18 protein-coding genes are annotated in these 18,625 nt (G+C 56.3%); 2 read left to right on the top strand and 16 right to left on the bottom strand.

Annotated elements, in window-relative coordinates; translation table 11 throughout:
* Positions 1–152: 152 nt before the first annotated feature.
* The 3 genes from QNN86_RS16290 to sra form a co-directional block, all read right to left on the bottom strand.
* Positions 153–1,868 carry an ABC-F family ATP-binding cassette domain-containing protein gene (locus QNN86_RS16290; protein ID WP_414211730.1) on the bottom strand — a complete coding sequence of 572 codons (1,716 nt, stop codon included), beginning with the start codon at positions 1,866–1,868 and terminating at the stop codon, positions 153–155.
* Positions 1,869–2,177: 309 nt separating this feature from the next.
* Positions 2,178–3,875, bottom strand: a complete 1,698-nt coding sequence (maeA, locus tag QNN86_RS16285; RefSeq protein ID WP_181619430.1) for a malate dehydrogenase — start codon at positions 3,873–3,875, stop codon at positions 2,178–2,180.
* A gap of 179 nt (positions 3,876–4,054) precedes the next feature.
* Positions 4,055–4,195, bottom strand: coding sequence for a stationary-phase-induced ribosome-associated protein (gene sra, locus QNN86_RS16280; RefSeq protein ID WP_181619429.1), 141 nt, complete (start codon positions 4,193–4,195; stop codon positions 4,055–4,057).
* A 228-nt stretch (positions 4,196–4,423) separates the two neighbouring features.
* Here sra and QNN86_RS16275 point away from each other — a divergent pair, with 228 nt between their 5' ends.
* A complete protein-coding gene (locus QNN86_RS16275; RefSeq protein ID WP_096757037.1) occupies positions 4,424–4,855 on the top strand; it encodes an OsmC family protein in 432 nt (143 codons plus the stop codon).
* 42 nt (positions 4,856–4,897) lie between these two features.
* Here QNN86_RS16275 and QNN86_RS16270 read toward each other — a convergent pair whose 3' ends face one another.
* Genes QNN86_RS16270 through QNN86_RS16245 form a run of 6 tightly spaced genes read right to left on the bottom strand, consistent with a single transcriptional unit; the run spans position 4,898 to position 10,613 of the window.
* On the bottom strand, positions 4,898–5,668 hold the full coding sequence (locus tag QNN86_RS16270; protein ID WP_279278086.1) for a 3-hydroxybutyrate dehydrogenase: 771 nt from the start codon (positions 5,666–5,668) through the stop codon (positions 4,898–4,900).
* 11 nt (positions 5,669–5,679) lie between these two features.
* Positions 5,680–7,074 (bottom strand): GntP family permease, encoded by a 1,395-nt coding sequence (locus QNN86_RS16265; RefSeq protein WP_279278087.1) that lies wholly within the window; start codon positions 7,072–7,074, stop codon positions 5,680–5,682.
* 43 nt (positions 7,075–7,117) lie between these two features.
* Positions 7,118–8,041, bottom strand: coding sequence for a 3-hydroxyacyl-CoA dehydrogenase family protein (locus QNN86_RS16260; protein WP_414211726.1), 924 nt, complete (start codon positions 8,039–8,041; stop codon positions 7,118–7,120).
* Positions 8,031–9,236 (bottom strand): acetyl-CoA C-acetyltransferase, encoded by a 1,206-nt coding sequence (locus QNN86_RS16255; RefSeq protein WP_414211723.1) that lies wholly within the window; start codon positions 9,234–9,236, stop codon positions 8,031–8,033. Before QNN86_RS16255 ends, QNN86_RS16260 begins: the two co-directional genes overlap by 11 nt.
* 10 nt (positions 9,237–9,246) lie before the next feature.
* Positions 9,247–9,903, bottom strand: a complete 657-nt coding sequence (locus tag QNN86_RS16250) for a CoA transferase subunit B (protein ID WP_414211721.1) — start codon at positions 9,901–9,903, stop codon at positions 9,247–9,249.
* Between the two features lie 2 nt (positions 9,904–9,905).
* Complete coding sequence (locus tag QNN86_RS16245) at positions 9,906–10,613, bottom strand: CoA transferase subunit A (protein WP_182269812.1); 708 nt, start codon at positions 10,611–10,613, stop codon at positions 9,906–9,908.
* Between the two features lie 142 nt (positions 10,614–10,755).
* On the opposite strand from QNN86_RS16245, the gene QNN86_RS16240 reads away from it, so the two are divergent.
* Positions 10,756–11,646, top strand: a complete 891-nt coding sequence (locus tag QNN86_RS16240) for a LysR family transcriptional regulator (protein WP_414211718.1) — start codon at positions 10,756–10,758, stop codon at positions 11,644–11,646.
* Between the two features lie 27 nt (positions 11,647–11,673).
* Here QNN86_RS16240 and QNN86_RS16235 read toward each other — a convergent pair whose 3' ends face one another.
* From QNN86_RS16235 to QNN86_RS16205, 7 genes are read right to left on the bottom strand one after another with little or no spacing between them, the layout of a single operon-like run.
* Positions 11,674–12,612, bottom strand: a complete 939-nt coding sequence (locus QNN86_RS16235; RefSeq protein WP_414211716.1) for an oligopeptide/dipeptide ABC transporter ATP-binding protein — start codon at positions 12,610–12,612, stop codon at positions 11,674–11,676.
* Positions 12,605–13,591: an oligopeptide/dipeptide ABC transporter ATP-binding protein gene (locus tag QNN86_RS16230; RefSeq protein ID WP_182269815.1), complete on the bottom strand. Its 987-nt coding sequence runs from the start codon at positions 13,589–13,591 to the stop codon at positions 12,605–12,607. The genes QNN86_RS16235 and QNN86_RS16230 overlap by 8 nt, the downstream gene beginning before the upstream one ends.
* Positions 13,588–14,484: a D,D-dipeptide ABC transporter permease gene (gene ddpC / locus QNN86_RS16225; protein WP_182260347.1), complete on the bottom strand. Its 897-nt coding sequence runs from the start codon at positions 14,482–14,484 to the stop codon at positions 13,588–13,590. Before ddpC ends, QNN86_RS16230 begins: the two co-directional genes overlap by 4 nt.
* Positions 14,481–15,503, bottom strand: coding sequence for an ABC transporter permease (locus tag QNN86_RS16220; RefSeq protein ID WP_181619422.1), 1,023 nt, complete (start codon positions 15,501–15,503; stop codon positions 14,481–14,483). Before QNN86_RS16220 ends, ddpC begins: the two co-directional genes overlap by 4 nt.
* A gap of 48 nt (positions 15,504–15,551) precedes the next feature.
* Positions 15,552–17,114 (bottom strand): ABC transporter substrate-binding protein, encoded by a 1,563-nt coding sequence (locus QNN86_RS16215; RefSeq protein ID WP_279278089.1) that lies wholly within the window; start codon positions 17,112–17,114, stop codon positions 15,552–15,554.
* 16 nt (positions 17,115–17,130) lie between these two features.
* Positions 17,131–17,718 (bottom strand): D-alanyl-D-alanine dipeptidase, encoded by a 588-nt coding sequence (gene ddpX, locus QNN86_RS16210; RefSeq protein ID WP_182269817.1) that lies wholly within the window; start codon positions 17,716–17,718, stop codon positions 17,131–17,133.
* A 14-nt stretch (positions 17,719–17,732) separates the two neighbouring features.
* The gene (locus QNN86_RS16205; RefSeq protein WP_115258497.1) at positions 17,733–18,599 is read right to left on the bottom strand and encodes a MurR/RpiR family transcriptional regulator; all 867 of its coding nucleotides are present in this window, start codon (positions 18,597–18,599) and stop codon (positions 17,733–17,735) included.
* Between the last annotated feature and the right edge of the window lie 26 nt (positions 18,600–18,625).

Genomic DNA, 18,625 nt, shown 5'->3' with positions numbered 1-18,625 from the left:
CATTAATGTTCCGCTGAGCGCAACATTAATCGCCGAATTTTGCCAAAGTGTGCAGCGAGTGCGGTAAAAGGAAAAGCGGGTAGGAGGATAAATGGAAAGGGGTACGCAAGATTCGCCGGATGGCGGCGTTACGCCGCCATCCGGCAACCGTTTTACTCCAGTAGTGAATTCAGATGCTCAATCTCCTTGCGCCATTGTGCCTGCAACTGCGGTTTTTGATGTTTGGTTTTGCGTGCCAGGTCATCAGACAGCCGCTGCTCCAGCTCGAGAAGTTTCTCCAGTATTTCGTCGCCATGACGATGCGGATCAGAAACAACCTCTGCCACCGTTTTGCTCGCCGCTAGCTCACCGGCGGTTTCCTGAATGCGGGCGTTAATCGCTTCCAGGTCGTGCCATTCGCTAAGTTCGCCATTGTCGATAAACCAAAAGCGATTACAGCTTTGGCGGATAAGCTGACGGTCATGACTGACCAGCAGCACGCCGCCGCTGAAGTGTTGCAGCGTGTGCGCCAACGCCTCTTTGCCTTCCATATCCAGATGGTTGGTCGGCTCATCAAGCATCAGCAGGCTATAGCGCGCCAGCGTCAGCCCAATAAACAGCAGGCGCGAACGCTCGCCGCCGCTTAAGGTGCTGACCCGTTGTGCGTGGCGGATCCACGGAAAACCCGCGCTAATCAGCGCCATCTTGCGCACGTCCGGCTGCGGGGCAAATGGCTCGAGGGCATCAAACAACGAATCGTCATCCGCAAGCTGGTTGAGCGACTGGTCGTAATACCCCAGCGTCACCCGCGGGTGCAGCACCAGCGATGTCGAGGTCATTTGCGTCTGATATTGCTGCCAGATACGCTTTAATAGCGATGATTTTCCACAGCCGTTACGCCCGACAATCGCCACGCGATCGCCGCTTTTGATGCGAATGCCCGCAATGGAAAACAGCGTTGCCGCATCTGCTGCCGGAGAAACGGAGAGGTCCGTCATTTCCAGCAAACGGTCGGCACGCAGGGCATCACCGTGCAATGTTAGTGACCACTGACTTCCCGCGGTGACGTCCGTCTGGTCATCCTTCAGGCGCAGCAGCTGTTTCTCCATCTGCTTGGCCTTGCGGGACAAATCTTCGTTGTCGTAGACCCGTCCCCAGATAGCCAGCCGTTTGGCGCTGGCGGTGATGCGATCGATTTCCTTTTGCTCTGCCTTATGGCGCAGGGCATCGCTGGCATCTCTGTCCACCAGCGCCTGACGCGCTTCGCTACAGGGAAGATCAAACGCATGCAGCGTGCGATCGCGCAGGATCCACGTTCCGTGCGTCACCGCATCCAGCAACTGCGGGTCGTGAGACACCACCACAAAACTGCCGGGCCAGCGCTGCAAAAACTGCTCCAGCCACAGCAATGTGGGCAAATCCAGATGGTTACCCGGTTCATCCAACAGCAACAGATCGGGATTGCGCATCAGCGCCCGAGCCAACAGCAGACGTGTGTGCTGTCCGCCGCTCAGCGTTTGTGCGGTGAGGTGCAAATTCTCCGGCGTAAAACCCATTTCAGCGAGCAGCGACTCAACCCGCCATTGCTGACCCGCGCGTTCATGCTCGGGAAGTTGCGCCAGTACGGCGTCCTGGAGCGTTAGCGGCAGGATGTCATCCGGTAAATGTTGCTCTACGCGAGCCAGGTGACAGTGATGTGCCTGGGCGATGGATCCGCTGGTGGGAGAAATCGTGCCATCGAGCAGCTTTAACAGCGTGCTTTTGCCACAGCCGTTGTAGCCGATAAGCCCAATGCGGTCGCCTTTTTTCAGGGTAAAAGTGAGATCGTCGAATAGCGTACCGAATGCCGTATCAACGTGTAAGGATTGTGCGGTTAGTAATGTGCTCATTGTTGCTTACTCAAGAGTTACAGACGTAAAAACGCCTCGTCAAACATCGCTGACGATAACCCGGTAAGCCCGAGAGAAGGGGATTTAGAAGTTAGCTTCGCTCAAGCAGAAGTTATCGCAGCACGATACCGATAACGCTTGAGCACTGGCGATCGCCAAAAGCATGTGAAACGATCAAACGTTCACAGTACAGCATAAGTATCCTCCTTAGTTTTTCCCGAATGTTAATCGATGGTGAAAGTGTAATCGCAAGCGGCTGGATTGTGCAAGTGTTGAACACCCGGCGGCAGGGCGCCGCCGGGTAAACCGTCAGATAGAGGTACGACGGTAGTCACGATATTCTGCTTGCCAGAAATTCTCGTCAATCGCCTGCTGCAGGGCTTCGGCGGAGGTTTTCACCGCCATACCTTGCTGCTGGGCCATTTTACCGACGGCAAAGGCAATGGCGCGGGAAACGGTCTGAATATCTTTCAGTTCCGGCAATACCAGCCCTTCGCCGTTCAGCACCAGCGGTGAATACTGTGCCAGCGTTTCGCTGGCTGACATCAGCATTTCATCGGTGATGCGCCTGGCGCCTGAGGCGATTACGCCAAGGCCGATACCCGGGAAAATATAGGCGTTGTTACACTGGGCAATCGGGTAGATTTTATCTTTCCAGGCGACCGGGGCGAACGGGCTACCGGTGGCCACCAGCGCATTGCCTTCAGTCCAGGCAATAATATCCTGCGGCGTGGCTTCCACGCGCGACGTCGGGTTAGACAGCGGCATGACGATTGGGCGCGGACAGTGCTTGTGCATCTCACGAATAATTTCTTCGGTAAACAGGCCCGTCTGGCCAGAAACACCGATCAGAATGTCCGGCTTAACGTTGCGAACCACGTCGAGCAGAGACAGCACATCTTCCTGCGTATCCCAGTGCTGCAGGTTTTCGCGTTTTTGCACCAGTTTGGTCTGGAACGACAGCAGGTTAGGCATTTTGTCGGTTAGCAGGCCAAAGCGGTCGACCATAAATACGCGCTGACGCGCGGCTTCTTCACTTAATCCTTCACGCTGAATTTGCGCGATGATCTGCTCGGCGATCCCACAACCGGCGGAGCCTGCACCGAGGAAGACAATTTTTTGTTCGCTCAACTGGCTGCCCGCCGCGCGGCTGGCCGCAATCAGGGTCCCGACGGTAACCGCCGCCGTGCCCTGAATGTCGTCATTAAACGAGCAAATTTCATCGCGATAGCGGGTCAGCAACGGCATGGCATTTTTCTGCGCGAAGTCTTCAAACTGCAGCAGCACTTCCGGCCAGCGATGTTTCACAGCCTGGATGAACTCATCAACAAATTCGTAGTACTCATCGTCGGTGATGCGCGGGTGACGCCACCCCATATACAGCGGATCGTTCAGCAACTGCTGATTGTTGGTACCGACATCCAGCACCACCGGCAGGGTGTAGGCCGGGCTGATACCGCCACAGGCGGTGTACAGCGACAGTTTGCCGATAGGAATACCCATCCCGCCGATCCCCTGGTCGCCAAGACCCAGAATTCGTTCACCGTCGGTCACGACAATGACTTTGATATTGTGATTCGGGACGTTTTGCAGGATATCGTCCATGTTATGGCGGTTCTGATAGGAGATAAACACGCCGCGCGCGCGACGGTAGATCTCGGAGAAACGCTCACAGGCAGCACCCACCGTCGGGGTATAGATAACCGGCATCATCTCATCAAGATGATTTTGCACCAGTCGGTAAAACAGGGTTTCGTTGGTATCCTGGATGTTGCGCAGGTAGATATGTTTGTCGATTTCCGTTTTGAATCCCTGATATTGGATCCAGGCGCGTTCGGCCTGCTCTTCAATCGTCTCGACCACTTCCGGCAGTAACCCCAGCAGGTTGAAGTTACGGCGTTCTTCCACACTGAAAGCACTCCCTTTGTTCAGTAAGGGAAATTCCAGCAGTACCGGGCCAGCGTAAGGGATGTAAAGGGAACGCAGTTTGTTAGTTTCGTTTTCCATGTCACTCACTCTTTTTTGAATAACCCTCCCTGGCACTGTTTATGATCGTAGGTTGCCTTCCGCCAGGGAAACGGCCGAAGTATAAAGCATTGTGAATGGGTTAAGGGGTTTTATAAGCAAAAACACCACTGCGGTGGCAATGGTGTCGGTCATCGTTATTCAGTATGGCGTACGGAGAACTACTTCGCGTCAGCGCGGCGTTTTCTTCCGGTAGGATTATTGACCACGCTGGTTTTGTCGCCTTCGGTCACGGCTTTACGTTGATTGGAGATTTTGTGGTCCAGTCCAAGAATATGACGGGCCTGACGGTTCGATTTCATTCTAACTCCTTAATCCTGTTACTGGTTTCAAGGGCGAGCCCGCGTAAGCGCGGACGAAATACAACCTGATTAACAGCCGATGTCTTCACTAACGGCTCTCTGGATGGTCGGTCATTTCATCTGAAAGGTCAATGCTTAAGCAGTTAATACAGAACTATCCAATATGCGTTATGCGTTTCCCTCAGCGTCCTATACTTGTTGTTCCGACGACAACACAGGAGAGCGGTAATGACTATCCATAAGAAAGGTCAGGCACACTGGGAAGGCGACATTAAACGCGGTAAAGGGACCGTGTCGACCGAAAGTGGCGTGTTGAACCAGCAGCCGTATGGGTTTAATACGCGATTTGAAGGGGCGAAGGGCACCAATCCTGAAGAGTTGATTGGCGCGGCTCATGCGGCATGCTTCTCGATGGCGCTTTCGTTAATGCTGGGTGAGGCGGGCTTCACGCCAGACGCCATTGATACCACTGCTGATGTTTCTCTGGATAAGGTGGATGCGGGTTTTGCCATCACCAAAGTGGCGCTGCACAGTGACGTTTCCGTGCCCGGCATTGATGCCGCAACCTTTGACGGTATTATCCAGAAAGCGAAAGCCGGATGTCCGGTGTCGCAGGTTCTGAACGCGGAAATTACGCTGGATTACCAGCTGAAGTCTTAACGATGGTGTGCCGGATGCGAACGCGCATCCGGCTGATAAAACTTACTGCGCCACCCAACCGCCGTCCATATTCCACGCCACACCGCGCACCTGCGCTGCACCGTCTGAACATAAGAACAGCGCCAGTTCTCCCAGTTGCTCCGGGGTGACAAACTCACGTGACGGCTGCTTCTCCGCGAGCAGAGCATCGCGCGCGACATCCGGCGCGGTACCCTCGGCAATGCGCTTGTCGATCTGCTGCTGTACCAGCGGCGTCAGTACCCAGCCGGGACACAGCGCGTTGCAGGTTATGCCGGTCTGCGCCGTCTCCAGCGCAGTAGTCTTGGTTAGCCCCACCACGCCGTGTTTAGCCGCGACATAGGCCGATTTTTCTTTTGACGCCACCAGCCCATGCACCGAGGCAATATTAATGATGCGGCCCCAGTTGCGCTGACGCATGCCGGGCAGCGCCAGACGGGTAGTGTGAAAAACGGAGGACAGATTAATCGCGATGATCGCATTCCATTTATCGACCGGGAACGTCTCCAGCGGTGAAACATGCTGGATCCCGGCGTTATTGACCAGAATATCCACGCCGCCGAGCTCGCTGTCGGCGTAGCGCATCATCTCGGTAATTTGCGCTGCATCGCTGAGATCCGCCCCATGATACCCCGGTGTTTTGCCATACTTCGCCACGGCATCTTTTGCCGCCTCAGCATCACCAAAGCCGTTAAGAATCAGTGTGGCGCCAGCTTTCGCCAGCACCTGCGCAATACCTAATCCAATGCCGCTGGTAGAGCCGGTAACCAGGGCCACTTTTCCCGTTAAGTTCATGATGATTCTCCTTAAACAATGCCGGTGGTGTAGAAGACGCCGATCACAAACAGAACGGCCAGACTTTTGATCACGGTAATGGCGAAGATCCCGCCGTACGCCTGACGGTGGCTGAGACCGGTGATGGCCAGCAGCGTGATAACCGCGCCGTTATGCGGCAGAGTATCCATGCCACCACTGGCCATCGAGGCCACGCGGTGAAAGACTTCCAGTGGAATGTTGGCGGCATGGGCGGCGGCGATAAAGGTGTCGGACATTGCCGCGAGTGCAATACTCATCCCGCCGGATGCTGAACCGGTGATCCCGGCCAGAGTGGTGATGCTGATGGCTTCGTTGAGCAACGGGTCGGGAATGGCCGCCAGCGCTTTTGACAGCACCAGGAAGCCCGGCAACGCGGCGATCACTGCGCCAAAACCGTATTCTGAAGCGGTATTCATTGCCGCGAGGATCGCACCGCCCACCGCCGTTCGGCTGCCTTCCGCCAGGCGACCTTTTATATTGCGAAAACCAAAAATCACCACCAGCAGGATCCCGGCAATCAGCGCGGCTTCCACTGCCCAGATAGCGGTAATTTTGCCGACTTCTGTGGTTATCGGTTTGGCAAGACCCGGCAACTCAAGTTGATGTGTTGATCCATAAAACACCGGGATCCAGCGGGTGAATAACAGGTTAAACACCCCCACCAGAATCAGCGGCGAAATCGCAATAATCGGGTTTGGCAGATTAATATTATCCGGCGTTTCCGGTTCGTTAAGCAGTTCGGTGCCATAGCCCTCGTTCTTTGCCTGCGCTTTTCGGCGCTGACGCTCAAGGTAAATCAGGCCGACAAAGATAATAAACAGCGAGCCTATCAGCCCCAGCCAGGGCGCGGCCCAGGCGTTGGTGCCAAAGAAGCTGGTCGGGATAATGTTCTGGATCTGCGGTGTACCGGGCAGTGCATCCATGGTGAAAGAGAAGGCGCCCAGCGCTACGGTTGCCGGGATCAGTCGCTTCGGAATGTTGCTCTGACGGAACAGCTCAGCGGCAAACGGATACACCGCAAACGCGACCACAAACAGTGACACACCGCCGTAAGTCAGCAGCGCGCACACCAGCACGATCACCGGAATGGCGTGACGCCGTCCTAGGATATTGATAGCGGCGGCGACGATTGAACGGGAAAAACCGGATAATTCGATTAACTTGCCAAACACTGCACCCAGTAAGAACACCGGGAAGTACAGCTTCACAAAACCGACCATTTTTTCCATAAACAGGCCGGTAAAGGCAGGACCTACGGCGCTGGGTTCAGTCAGCAAAACAGCACCTAATGCCGCGATGGGGGCAAACAGGATGACGCTGTATCCGCGATAGGCTGCCAGCATCAGCAGGCCCAGCGCGGCCAGGGCGATTAATACACTCATCATGACTCCTCAATATCATTGTTATAGTGGGGTACAGAAAGAGAAGTTACGGTTTCAGGGCAAAACGCAGCTGATGCTCTCTGCGTTGCTGGATGTATTCCTTGCGCGAATCATCCCAGTGATAAAACCCCTGACCACTGCGTAAACCGGTTTCACCGCGAGCAACCTTGTCGGCGACCAGCGACATCATGTCGCTGCCGGTGGCGAGTGTTGGAAGCAGATGGCGACAAATATCCTGCACGGTAGCAAGCCCGGTCATGTCCGCCGCTTCCAGCGGGCCGACCATCGCGTAACGGCGGCCCAGCGACGCACGCATCACCTGGTCTACCACCTCGGCGCTGGCAATACCGCTTTTGACGATATGCAGCGCTTCACGCAGCAGGGCAAACTGCAGGCGGTTGCCGACAAAGCCCGGTGCGGCGCGATCGAGCACCACCGCCTCAAGCTGCATCGCGACCAGCCATTGCTGCAATTCACTGAGATATTCAGGTTTGGTTGCTGTGCCCGGCACGATTTCAACCAGCGGAATAAAGTGCGGTGGATTCCAGAAATGTGCGATCAGCAACCGCTCCGGGTGCGCGAGTTTTTCCGCCAACGCATCCGGCGGCAGGCCACTGGTGTTGCTGGCGATAATCGCTTCGGGTGAGATAACGGCTTCCAGCTGTGCGTACAGCGCGTGCTTCAGCTCTAGCCGTTCCGGGATCGCTTCGATTAATAATCCAGACGCGGCGATATCCGCCAGCGAGGTTGTGCCGTGTAGTCGCGCGAGAACCGATGCTTTATCTGCGGCGGCAAACTGGTCGGTGGCAATCAGCTCGTCCAGAATACTGCTGGCGACAGCCGTTATCTCGGCAATACGGTTGCTTTCGGTATCAAACAACCAGACATCATGACCAAAACGGGCGAAGTGGGTCGCAATGCCAACCCCCATTAACCCGGCCCCCAGGACGCTAATGTGATTAGTCTGCATGGTGTGCTCCTGTCGGGCGTTCCACCGTCAGCGCCACACCATGTCCGCCACCCACGCACAGCGTGGCCAGCCCTTTAGCCACATTACGCTGCGCCATTTCATGCAGCAGGGTGACCAGAATGCGGCAACCGGAGGTCCCGATTGGGTGACCCAGCGCAATTGCACCGCCATTAACGTTAACCTTGCTGCTGTCCCAGTTCAGCGATTCGCCGACCGCCAGCGCCTGGGCGGCAAAGGCTTCGTTGGCTTCGATCAGGTCAACGTCATCCAGCGTCCACCCGGCGCGCTTCAGGCACTTCAGCGAGGCTTCCACCGGGCCGATCCCCATAATGGCCGGATCAACGCCCGAGACAGCGTATCCGGTGATTTTTGCCAGCACCGGAAGGTTTAATTCAGCGGCTTTGGCGGCACTCATCACCATTACCGCAGCAGCACCATCGTTTAAAGAAGAGGCATTACCCGCCGTCACCGTGCCGTTGCCGGGACGAAAGGCCGGTTTCAACTGCGCCAGTTTTTCTGCCTGGGTGTCCGGACGGGGTTGCTCATCGCAGTCCACCACGCGCGGTGCTTTTTTCCCCTGCGGGACGCTAACCGGGGTGATTTCTGCGCTAAACCGGCCGGCTTCGAGGGCCGCGGCCGCTTTTTGCTGGGAGTGCAGGGCGAAGGCATCCTGTTGCTCGCGACTGATGGCGAATTTATCCGCCAGATTCTCGGCGGTAATACCCATATGGTAATCGTTAAACGCATCCCATAGCCCGTCATGCACCACGCTGTCTTTCAGGCTGGCGTGGCCCAGACGTAATCCTGCGCGGGCGCCGTCGAGAAAATAGGGCGCATTGCTCATGCTTTCCTGACCTCCGGCAATCACGATCTCCGCATCGCCGCAGCGAATGACCTGCACCGCCTGATGAACCGCTTTTAGCCCTGAACCGCACAGTAAATTGAGGGTTATCGCCGGGGTGGTTACCGGCAAACCGGCACGAATTGCGGTCTGTCTGGCCGGATTCTGACCACAGCCGGTCGTCAGGACCTGGCCTAAAATTACCTCGTCTATCTGTTCTGGCTCGACGCCGGTCTTTTCCAGCAGAGCGCGGATGACCGTCGTGCCTAATTCAACAGCAGAAAGCGGGGCAAGGGCGCCATGAAAACTGCCAATTGGCGTGCGCGTTGCTGCGACAATAACAACATCCATCATGGTCAGATCCTTAGTTGAAGTGCATTTCGGGGACATAATCAGGAACGATCAGCTTGCCGGCTGTTCTGGCAACAATGTCGTCCACGCTGACGCCCGGTGCCCGTTCACGCAAAATGAACGCGCCGTCGGCGATTTCCAGCAGCGCCAGGTCGGTCAGCACGCGTTTGATACAGGCCACGCCGGTCAACGGCAGAGTGCAGGTGGGAAGCAGCTTGGACTCACCGCTTTTTGAGGCATGGGTCATCACCACAATGATGTTTTCAGCACCAGCGACCAGATCCATCGCGCCGCCCATACCTTTCACCATTTTCCCGGGGATCATCCACGAGGCGATATTGCCATGGGTATCCACCTCAAATGCGCCAAGCACCGTCAGGTCAACGTGGCCACCGCGGATCATGGCGAAGGATTGTGCGGAGTCGAAAATTGCCGCGCCTTTACGCGCCGTCACAGTTTGCTTGCCGGCGTTGATCATGTCGGCATCAATGTCGTCCTCGCTAGGGAACGGCCCCATACCAAGCAAGCCGTTCTCTGATTGCAGCATCACGTCCATGCCGTCGGGGATATAATTGGCCACCAGGGTCGGGATACCGATACCGAGGTTGACGTAATAACCGTCGCGCAGCTCGCGAGCGACACGCATCGCCATTTGTTCACGCGTTAACATGGTCAGGCTCCTTGATGGCGTAGGGTGCGTTGTTCAATACGTTTTTCGAACTGCCCCTGAATAATGCGATTGACGAAAATTCCGGGGGTGTGAATAGCGGCGGGATCCAGCTCGCCGGGAGGGACAATTTCTTCCACTTCGACTACCGTGATGCGTCCGGCTGCTGCCATCAGTGGGTTAAAGTTTTGTGCGGTATGGCGGTAGATGACGTTGCCGTACCAGTCGGCTTTCCAGCCTTTGACCAGCGCGAAATCACCGGTAATCGCCTGCTCCATGATATAAGGCCGACCGGCAAACTCGCGCACCTCTTTGCCTTCGGCGACGGGGGTACCGTACCCGGTGGCGGTGAAGAAGGCGGGAATGCCCGCACCACCGGCTCGTAGCTGCTCTGCCAGCGTGCCCTGCGGCGTCAGAATGGCTTCCAGCTCTCCGCTCAGCACCTGTTTTTCGAACAGGGCATTTTCACCAACATAGGACGCCACCACTTTGCGTACCTGGCGTGCTTCCAGCAGCACGCCGAGACCAAACCCGTCCACGCCGCAGTTGTTCGACACCACGGTCAGTCCCTGAACCTCCCGACGGCGCACTTCTGCAATCAGATTCTCAGGAATACCGCATAAGCCAAAACCGCCCGCCAGCAGCGTCATGTTATCGGTCAGTCCCTCCAGCGCCTGTTTATACGTGGCGACCCGTTTATCCAGTCCAGCCATACACTTGCCCCTCCAGTTGTTCCTGGCGACATCATTGGGGGTGAAAAATGATTTGTTAATTTTAAATTTGTGACTCACTCATTGGGTTTTTTTATCAATTTAATGTTAATTAAAGGTATTCAACAAGTTAAAGGAATGAGTAATGAGAATGAGCATCAAACAGTTACGCGCGTTTTTAGCGGTAGCTCACACTCTGAATTTTGCTCATGCCAGTGAACGGCTGAATATGTCGCAACCCGCCTTAAGCCTGGCAATCAAAGGGCTGGAAGAGTCGTTAGGAGGCGCTTTACTGTTGAGAACCACCCGCAAGGTGACCCTGACGCAGGAAGGCGAAACGCTGCTGACCATGGGGCGACAGCTGCTGGCCGACTGGGAAAATACCGAAGAAGCCATGCGTCAGCGCTTTACGCTGCAACGCGGCAAAATTTCGATTGCAGCGATGCCGTCATTCGCCGCGAACGTGCTGCCGCCGGTGCTCAAGACTTTTCGCGACAGCTATGCCGGTGTCAATGTCACGGTGCACGATGTGATTAACGAGCAGGTGATTGAAATGGTCAGCGAAGGGCGGGTCGAGATGGGGATTGCCTTTGAGCCGGACTACTCCGGACACCTGCATTTTACCCCGCTCGGGATGGATCGTTTTATCGCCATCGTCCCACCGACCAGTCGTCTGGCTGGCCGGGAGCGCATCGCATGGAAGGAGTTACTGACGCTGGATTTCATTACGCTGCAGCGACCATCGGCCGTACGTCTGATGCTGGAAGAACAGCTGGTACAAAGCGGCCATGCGCTGGAAGTGGCGCTGGAGAGTCACCAGTTGGTGACCATTGGACGCCTGGTGGCGAATGGTTTAGGCGGCAGTGCCGTGCCTGCATTGTGCCGCACCCAGATGACCGAACTTGGCGCAACCTGTATTGAGCTGGACGGCCCGGTTATCCAGCGTCGCATTGGGATCCTACGTTCCTCGCATCATAAGTTGTCGACTGCATCCGAAATGTTGGTGGATGCGCTGAAAAAGGCATATTGCGCCTGATACACCAGGTACACTATGCCCGTGTGGTCAGATTTCGCTAACTGCCCGCCAGCAGCGGACTTCACTCCCGGTCTCGTTTTTCAATAATGCCTGTTTCTTCTCACATCCCTGAGTCGCCAGCGGGCAGCGATCGCGGAAATAACATCCCTGCGGTAGGGTTCGATTCCCCGGCAACTCGGTTTTACGTAACACCAGATCTTCCGCCAGCGGTGCACCGGTTTTAGGGACCGAGTCCAGCAACAGACGTGTATAGGGGTGCGCGGGAGAGGTTAATACCTGCTGCGTGTCACCCAGTTCGACGATTTGCCCGAGGTACATTACCGCCACCCGGTCGCTCATATGCCGCACGACCGACACGTTATGTGAGATCAGCACATAGGTAAGGTTTCTGCGGGCCTGTAGCGCCACCAGCAGGTTGAGGATTTGCGCCTGTACGGAAATATCCAGCGCCGAGGTGGGTTCATCAAGCACAATCACATCCGGCTCAGAGGACAACGCGCGGGCAATGGCAATGCGCTGGCGCTGCCCGCCGGAAAACGCGTGCGGCAGGCGATCAAGGTATTCCGGGCGGATACCTACCTGTAACGCCAGTTCTTCTGCCAGCGCACGGCGGTGACGTTCGGCGCTGCGCTTTTGGATCCACACGGGTTCGGTAATGATCCGCCACACCGGTAAGCGCGGATCCAGCGATGAGAGCGGGTCCTGAAAGACCATTTGCATGCCGCTGTGTTTTTCTGCACTACGAGCGAATTGCCCCTGGCTAGGCCTGAGCATCCCCATCAGCAGCTGCGCCAGCGTACTTTTGCCGCAACCAGACTCACCAACGATACCCAGCGTTTCTCCCTGGCGGATCTGTAAATCTAACCCGTTGAGCGCATGCACACGCTCGGTGACCTTGCCAAGCCAGTTTTTCCGGGCCGTGAAGTTGACATGTACATCCTGAAGCGACAGCAAAATGTCAGTCATGACGAGTCTCCAGTTGGGGATACCAGCAGGCGGACTGCTGATCCGCATGCCCCTGACTACGTAATGCCGGGACCGCGTCACACTGTGTCCCGGCCGCATAACAGCGTTCGCGGAATGCACATCCGGCAGGTAATTGGGTTAAGTTCGGCACGGTACCCGGGATTGCGGGCAGCGTCGCGCGGGGCTCTCCGTGTTCCGGCGCGCATTTCAGCAAACCAATGGAGTAGGGATGCGTCGGGTGCTGAATCACCGTCTGCGTCGGGCCGCTTTCTATCACGCTTCCGGCATACATGACATACACCCGGTCGCACAGTTGCGAAACCACCGCCATATCATGGCTGATAAACAGCACCGCCGTGCCGCTGGCCCGCGCTTTATGCTTCAGCAAGCGCAGTACCTGCAGTTGCACCGTCACATCCAGCGCGGTCGTCGGTTCATCAGCAATAATCAGCTCCGGCTCGCAGGAAAAAGCCAGCGCGATCATCACCCGCTGGCGCATACCGCCGGAAAGCTCAAACGGGAAGCGCGACATGACTTCGGCGGCGTCCGGGATTTGCATCTCCTCCAGTAAGGCGATGGCTTTTTGTCGCGCATCCGTGCGGCTGAGTAATTGATGATGGCGGATCACCTCTACCATTTGCTGGCCAATGCGCCGGGTCGGGTTTAGGGCCGTCATCGGCTCCTGAAAAATCATTGCCACGCGCGCCCCGCGCCATTTGCGCATTTGCTTCTCGCTGGCGTTCAGCACATCTTCACCGAGCAGCGACACGCGCCCCTGGTGAATGCGATAACTGCCCTCCGGCAGCAGGCGCATGGCAAGCATGGCGGTAACGGATTTCCCGGAGCCGGACTCGCCGACCACGCCGACAATCTCACCCCGGTTGATGTGCAACGAGACATGGTTCAACGCATGCACGTCAGCTTTATAGCCGGGGAAGCTCAGGTGCAAATTTTCAATTTCCAGGACGGGTTGGCTCATGACTGTTTTCCTCCGGCTTTCGGGTCCAGCAGGTCACGAATACCGTCGCCAAAGAGATTGAAACCCACGGCGGTGATCAGAATGGCAGCACCGGGAAACGCACAGTACCACCACTGGTCAAGCACGTAGTTGCGGCCAATTGCCACCATGGCTCCCCATTCCGCGCTCGGTTGCTGCGCACCCAGCCCGATAAACCCCAGCGTGGCGGCCATCAGGATCGCACTGCCGATGTCCAGCGAGGCCTGCACGATCAGCGGCGGCAGCGAATTACGTAAGATATGCCAGCTAATCAGATGCCAGCGGGATGCGCCGTACGTACGGGCAGCCTGTACGTAGGTAAACTGGCGGACTACCAGGGTTTGTCCCCGGGCCAGGCGTACGTAGAAAGGAATGCGCACAATCGCAATGGCCAGCATGGCGTTAAACAGGCTGGGCCCCAGCGCGGCGGCCAGCGCCATGGTCAGCACCAGCGAGGGGATCGACAGCATCACGTCCATCACGCGCATAATAATCGCGTCCGCCCGTCCGCCCATCACGCCGGACAGGCAGCCCAACAGTGAACCAATCCCACCGGCGATACCCACTACCACCAGTCCTGCTACGATCGACTGCTGGCTGCCGACCAGTACACGGCTAAACAGATCGCGTCCCACTTCATCAGTACCAAACCAGTGAGTAGTTGACGGGGGGAGCAGACGTGCGGTGAGGTCGATCGCATTGGGATCGTAAGGCGTTATCCACGGTGACAGCACCATCATCAACAACATCAGCACGATGATCGCTCCGCCAATCAGCGTCAGCGGGCTGCTTTTCATCATCCAGAACAGTTTGGCCCAGTCGCGGCGACGGTGAGCGCTCGGCGAGGTGGCGGGCGTTTCTTGTGAGAGCATCATTGTGTACCTCCGCGTCCGATGCGCGGGTCAATCCACAGGTAGAGTAAATCCACCACCAGGTTGACCAGCACATAGGCAAATGACACCACCACGGCAAACCCCATGACGGCCGGGAAGTCGAGCGCCTGTATGGAGGTGACGACCCATGCCCCCATGCCTGGCCACGCGAATACAGTTTCGGTAAGTACCGCGCCGTAGAGCAGATCGCCCAGCGCCAGGCCGAGTACGGTAATGGAGGGGATCAGCGCGTTAGGTAGCGCATAACACAAAATGATGTACCAGCCCGGTAAGCCACTGGCGCGGGCGGTACGGATGTAATCCTCGCTAAGCTGTTCGAGCATGGCGGAGCGGATCTGGCGGGCGACAATGCCCAGATGCACAAAGGCCAGCGTCAGGGATGGTAAGATCAGATGCTGGAGCGCATTGAAAAACACCTCGCCATTGCCTTCCAGCAGCGCATCTATCAGGTAAAAACCGGTAACGTGCGTCGGCGGATCCAGCCAGTCGTCCAGGCGTCCGCCGCCGGGCAAGATTTGCCAATGGCCGTAAAATAGCACGATCACCCCGAGACCGAGCCAGAATGCTGGCGTCGAAATCCCGGTGATCGCCATCAGGCGCACAAGGTGGTCGAGCCAGCGATTACGCCAGACTGCGGATAAAATCCCCAGCGGGATCCCGATAATCAACGCCAGCAGCAGGGAGCAAAAGGCCAGCTCAAGCGTGGCGGGGAAGAACACGCGCAGCTCATCCATCACCGGACGTCCGGTACGAATCGAAGTGCCTAAATCGCCCTGAAACACATCGCTGACGTAGCGAAAAAATTGCACGTACAGCGGCTGATTAAGACCCAGCTGTTGGCGAATATTCTCAACAATTTCATCACTGGCGCGATCGCCCGCCAGCAGCCGCGCGGGGTCGCCCGGGATCAGGTGCGAAATAATAAAGGTGATGACGCAAACACCGGCCACCACCAGGATAAGTCCCCAGCAGCGCTGGCGTAAAATGCTCCAGAAAGTCATTGGCTTCCCCTTGCGGAGCCAATGCGGCTCCGCATAAACGTGGTGAGATTATTTACTCATGGTGGAGATGTTGAAGACCTGTTCCAGCATTGGGTTAAATACAAATCCTTTGACGTCTTTGTTCATCGCCAACTGGTAGTTTTTCTGGAATAAATAGACGTAGGCCGCTTCATCAATCACGATGGTTTGCGCCTGCTGGTAATCGTTGGTTCTGGCCACCGGGTCGGTGGTTGACAACGCGCTGCGCAGCAGCTTATCAACCTCACTGTTTTCATAGAATGAACGGTTGCCTGGTAAGCCTTTTTTATCCGACTCAAACCAGTAGTTCATAAACATGTACGGGTCGGCGAAGTCCGGGCTCCAGTTGCCGATGGCGATGTCGTAATCACCTTTACCGACGCGGTCACGCATGGTGGCATTGGCCAGTTTTTCCAGCTTGACCTTGATCCCCAGCTTGCCAAGACTGGCCTGGGTGGCGAGGGCAATCGGCTCCCAGTTCGGGTCGTTATCCGAGTACAGGAAGCTCAGGCTGTCTGGCTTGTTTGCGACTTTGTCCCACTCGGCTTTAGCTTTCGCTTCATCAAAACTGTATTGCATGGCTTTTTCATCAAAGCCCCACATGCCTTCGGGGATCGGGCCGCGCATCTGCTTACCGTTGCCGCTGAGGATCCCGTTCACCATGCCCTTATAATCCGTTGACCACGAAATAGCGCGGCGTAAATCCACCTGATTGAGCGGCGCTTTACTGTTGTTCAGATACAGGTAGGTCACGCGCAGTGACGGGTAATCCGCTACTTTGACTTTGCCTTCCTGCTTTAAGGCGGCAAGCTGGTCGACGGGCAGCGCATCGGCAATGTCGATATCGCCGCGCGACAGCTGCAGACGGCGGGAGGCGCTTTCACCGATGATTTTCACCGATACCCGCTTAAACACCGGCTTGGTGCCCGCCCAATGCGGGTTCGGCACCAGAACCAGCTGCTGTCCTTTTTGCCAGCTCTTTAACATAAAGGGACCCGAGCCCGCCGTATTCTGGGCAAGGAAACCGCGCGCATCGTCGGCGGCATGTTCTTTTAACACCGCCGGGTTGATTATCGACGCCCCGTCATTCGCCAGCGTGTACAGGAAAGGCGCGAACGGCTGGCTGAGGGTAAATTTCACCGTACTGGCATCAATGGCCTCTACCTTCAAATCTTTCGGGAACGCTTCGGCAGGTCCCTGACCAATTTTGATCAGGCGTTCAAAAGATTGCTTCACCGCCTCAGCGGTTACCGGCGTGCCATCGGCAAATTTGGCCTCGCTTTTCAGGGTGAAGGTCCATTCTTTTTGATCGTCAGACGCCTTCCAGCCGCTGGCTAAATCGCCTTCTACTTCCGTGGAGCCTTTATCACCTTCAGTTTTGTACTGCACCAGACGCTGATAAGACGGATAGGTCACCGTCCAGTCGTTGTTATCAATTGTGACGGCAGGATCGAGCGTTTGTGGATCGGCGGCTTTACCGATTACCAACATATCTTTAGGTACAGCGGCCTGCGCTGCGGGCAGGGCTGCCGCTAATGCTAAAGCAATCAGAGCGGGGCGAAACAGCGATGTTAAGGTGTGTGTTGTCTTCATAACCAGGCTCCAGGAATTAAAGGGGGTGTGGTGTTGTTATTTGGGGTGCAGGAAAACACGCAATACAGTCATCAAGCAGGGGGTAACGAGCTGCGTCTGGTAATTCAAAATGCCACCATTCGCTGCTGATCCCGACAAAACCGCCACCGGACATAATGGCGTTCAGCATCAGTCGATTACGCTGCGCGGTTGGCGCAACGGAAGGATGCCAGGCGTGGGAACGATCGTGCATTTCATCAAAAGCAGCCCCCATATCGAGGACATTACCGCGTTCGTCCATCAGCGTGACGTCAATGGCCGTACCGCGGCTGTGATTGGAGCCAATCGCGACATCGACAACGTACTGCGGGTCCGGGCAGGCATTCCATAGCATCGCCTGCGCCTGCTGCGGACGATAAGCGTCGTACACCACCAGATTCAGGCCCGCCAGTTTCGCAATGCTGATGCTTTTGGCCAGTCCCGTGACCGCATCGGTGTGTAACAGGCAGCGCGCTTCCCGGTAGACAGGTGCGCCGGTAATGTTATCGCGGGTAGCGTATTTGAGATCGATATGCAGTGACGGAAAGATCACCGACAGATCGACCAGAACAGAGGTTTCTGGCATAGCACGATTCCTGTTTATTGTTCGAATTGACCAAACTGCTGTTGGAGTTGGCGATTGGTTTGCAGGCGCCCGGCGAGAGCGTCGCCCAGTTGCGCCACCACCGCGGAGAGTAATAAGTTGAACAGACAGCTGACGGGGGCAAGGGAGTCCCAGAAATGCCCGGTGTCGGTTTTCACCTGGAGTAAATCAATACCGTAGTCTCTGGCCCACGGACACCAGACATCGGTTATCAGCGCCAGCGGAATGTGGCGGTCGCGGGCGACCCGGCAATATTGTCGTGATGTTGCAGAGTAGGCGCGCATATCGGTTATCACCACATACGGCTGGTCAAACCCTGAATTCAGTGACTCAACCCAGCTTCCGGACAAGCCCTCGGAGTAACTGACTTTGGGTCGCAGGTATTCCAGATGGCTGAAAAAGGCGTTGGCAATCCCGCGGGTCGACTGAATGCCGAGGATATACACGGCCTCGGCGTGTGCCAGCTGTTGCGCAATGCGTAAAAATGTGTCGCTTTGCGCCAGTTGATAAACATGGGTAATGGCATCAATTTCCAGCAGCAGCGACTGCTGCGCCCGGTCCGGCAGACGTTGCTGCTGGTGCCAGGAATCAAGCCGTTCATTCATTCCCCACGGCTGATAGGGGATAACAGGCAGTTCGCGCAGGCTGGCTTTGGCGTCTTCCAGATTGCGAAAACCCAGTTTGCGCAGATAGCGTCCAACGGTAATACCGCTGGTTCCCGTGGCCTTAGCAATGCCGTCTGCGGTTTCAAACGGGATCTGTGCAGCGTGTGCTAACAGCCAACCGGCAACACGCTTTTCACTCGGCGTAAGCTGGCTGAAGGTATGTTCTACGCGGGCGAATAATTCAGGTTTTGATGTCATTACCGTCTCGCTGTTAGTTGTCTGTC

This window comes from Citrobacter sp. C348 (assembly GCF_047467975.1).
Classification (GTDB): Bacteria; Pseudomonadota; Gammaproteobacteria; order Enterobacterales; family Enterobacteriaceae; genus Citrobacter; species Citrobacter gillenii.
Note: the sequence above shows the minus strand (reverse complement) of the source record. Positions and strands in the feature narration are given on the sequence as shown.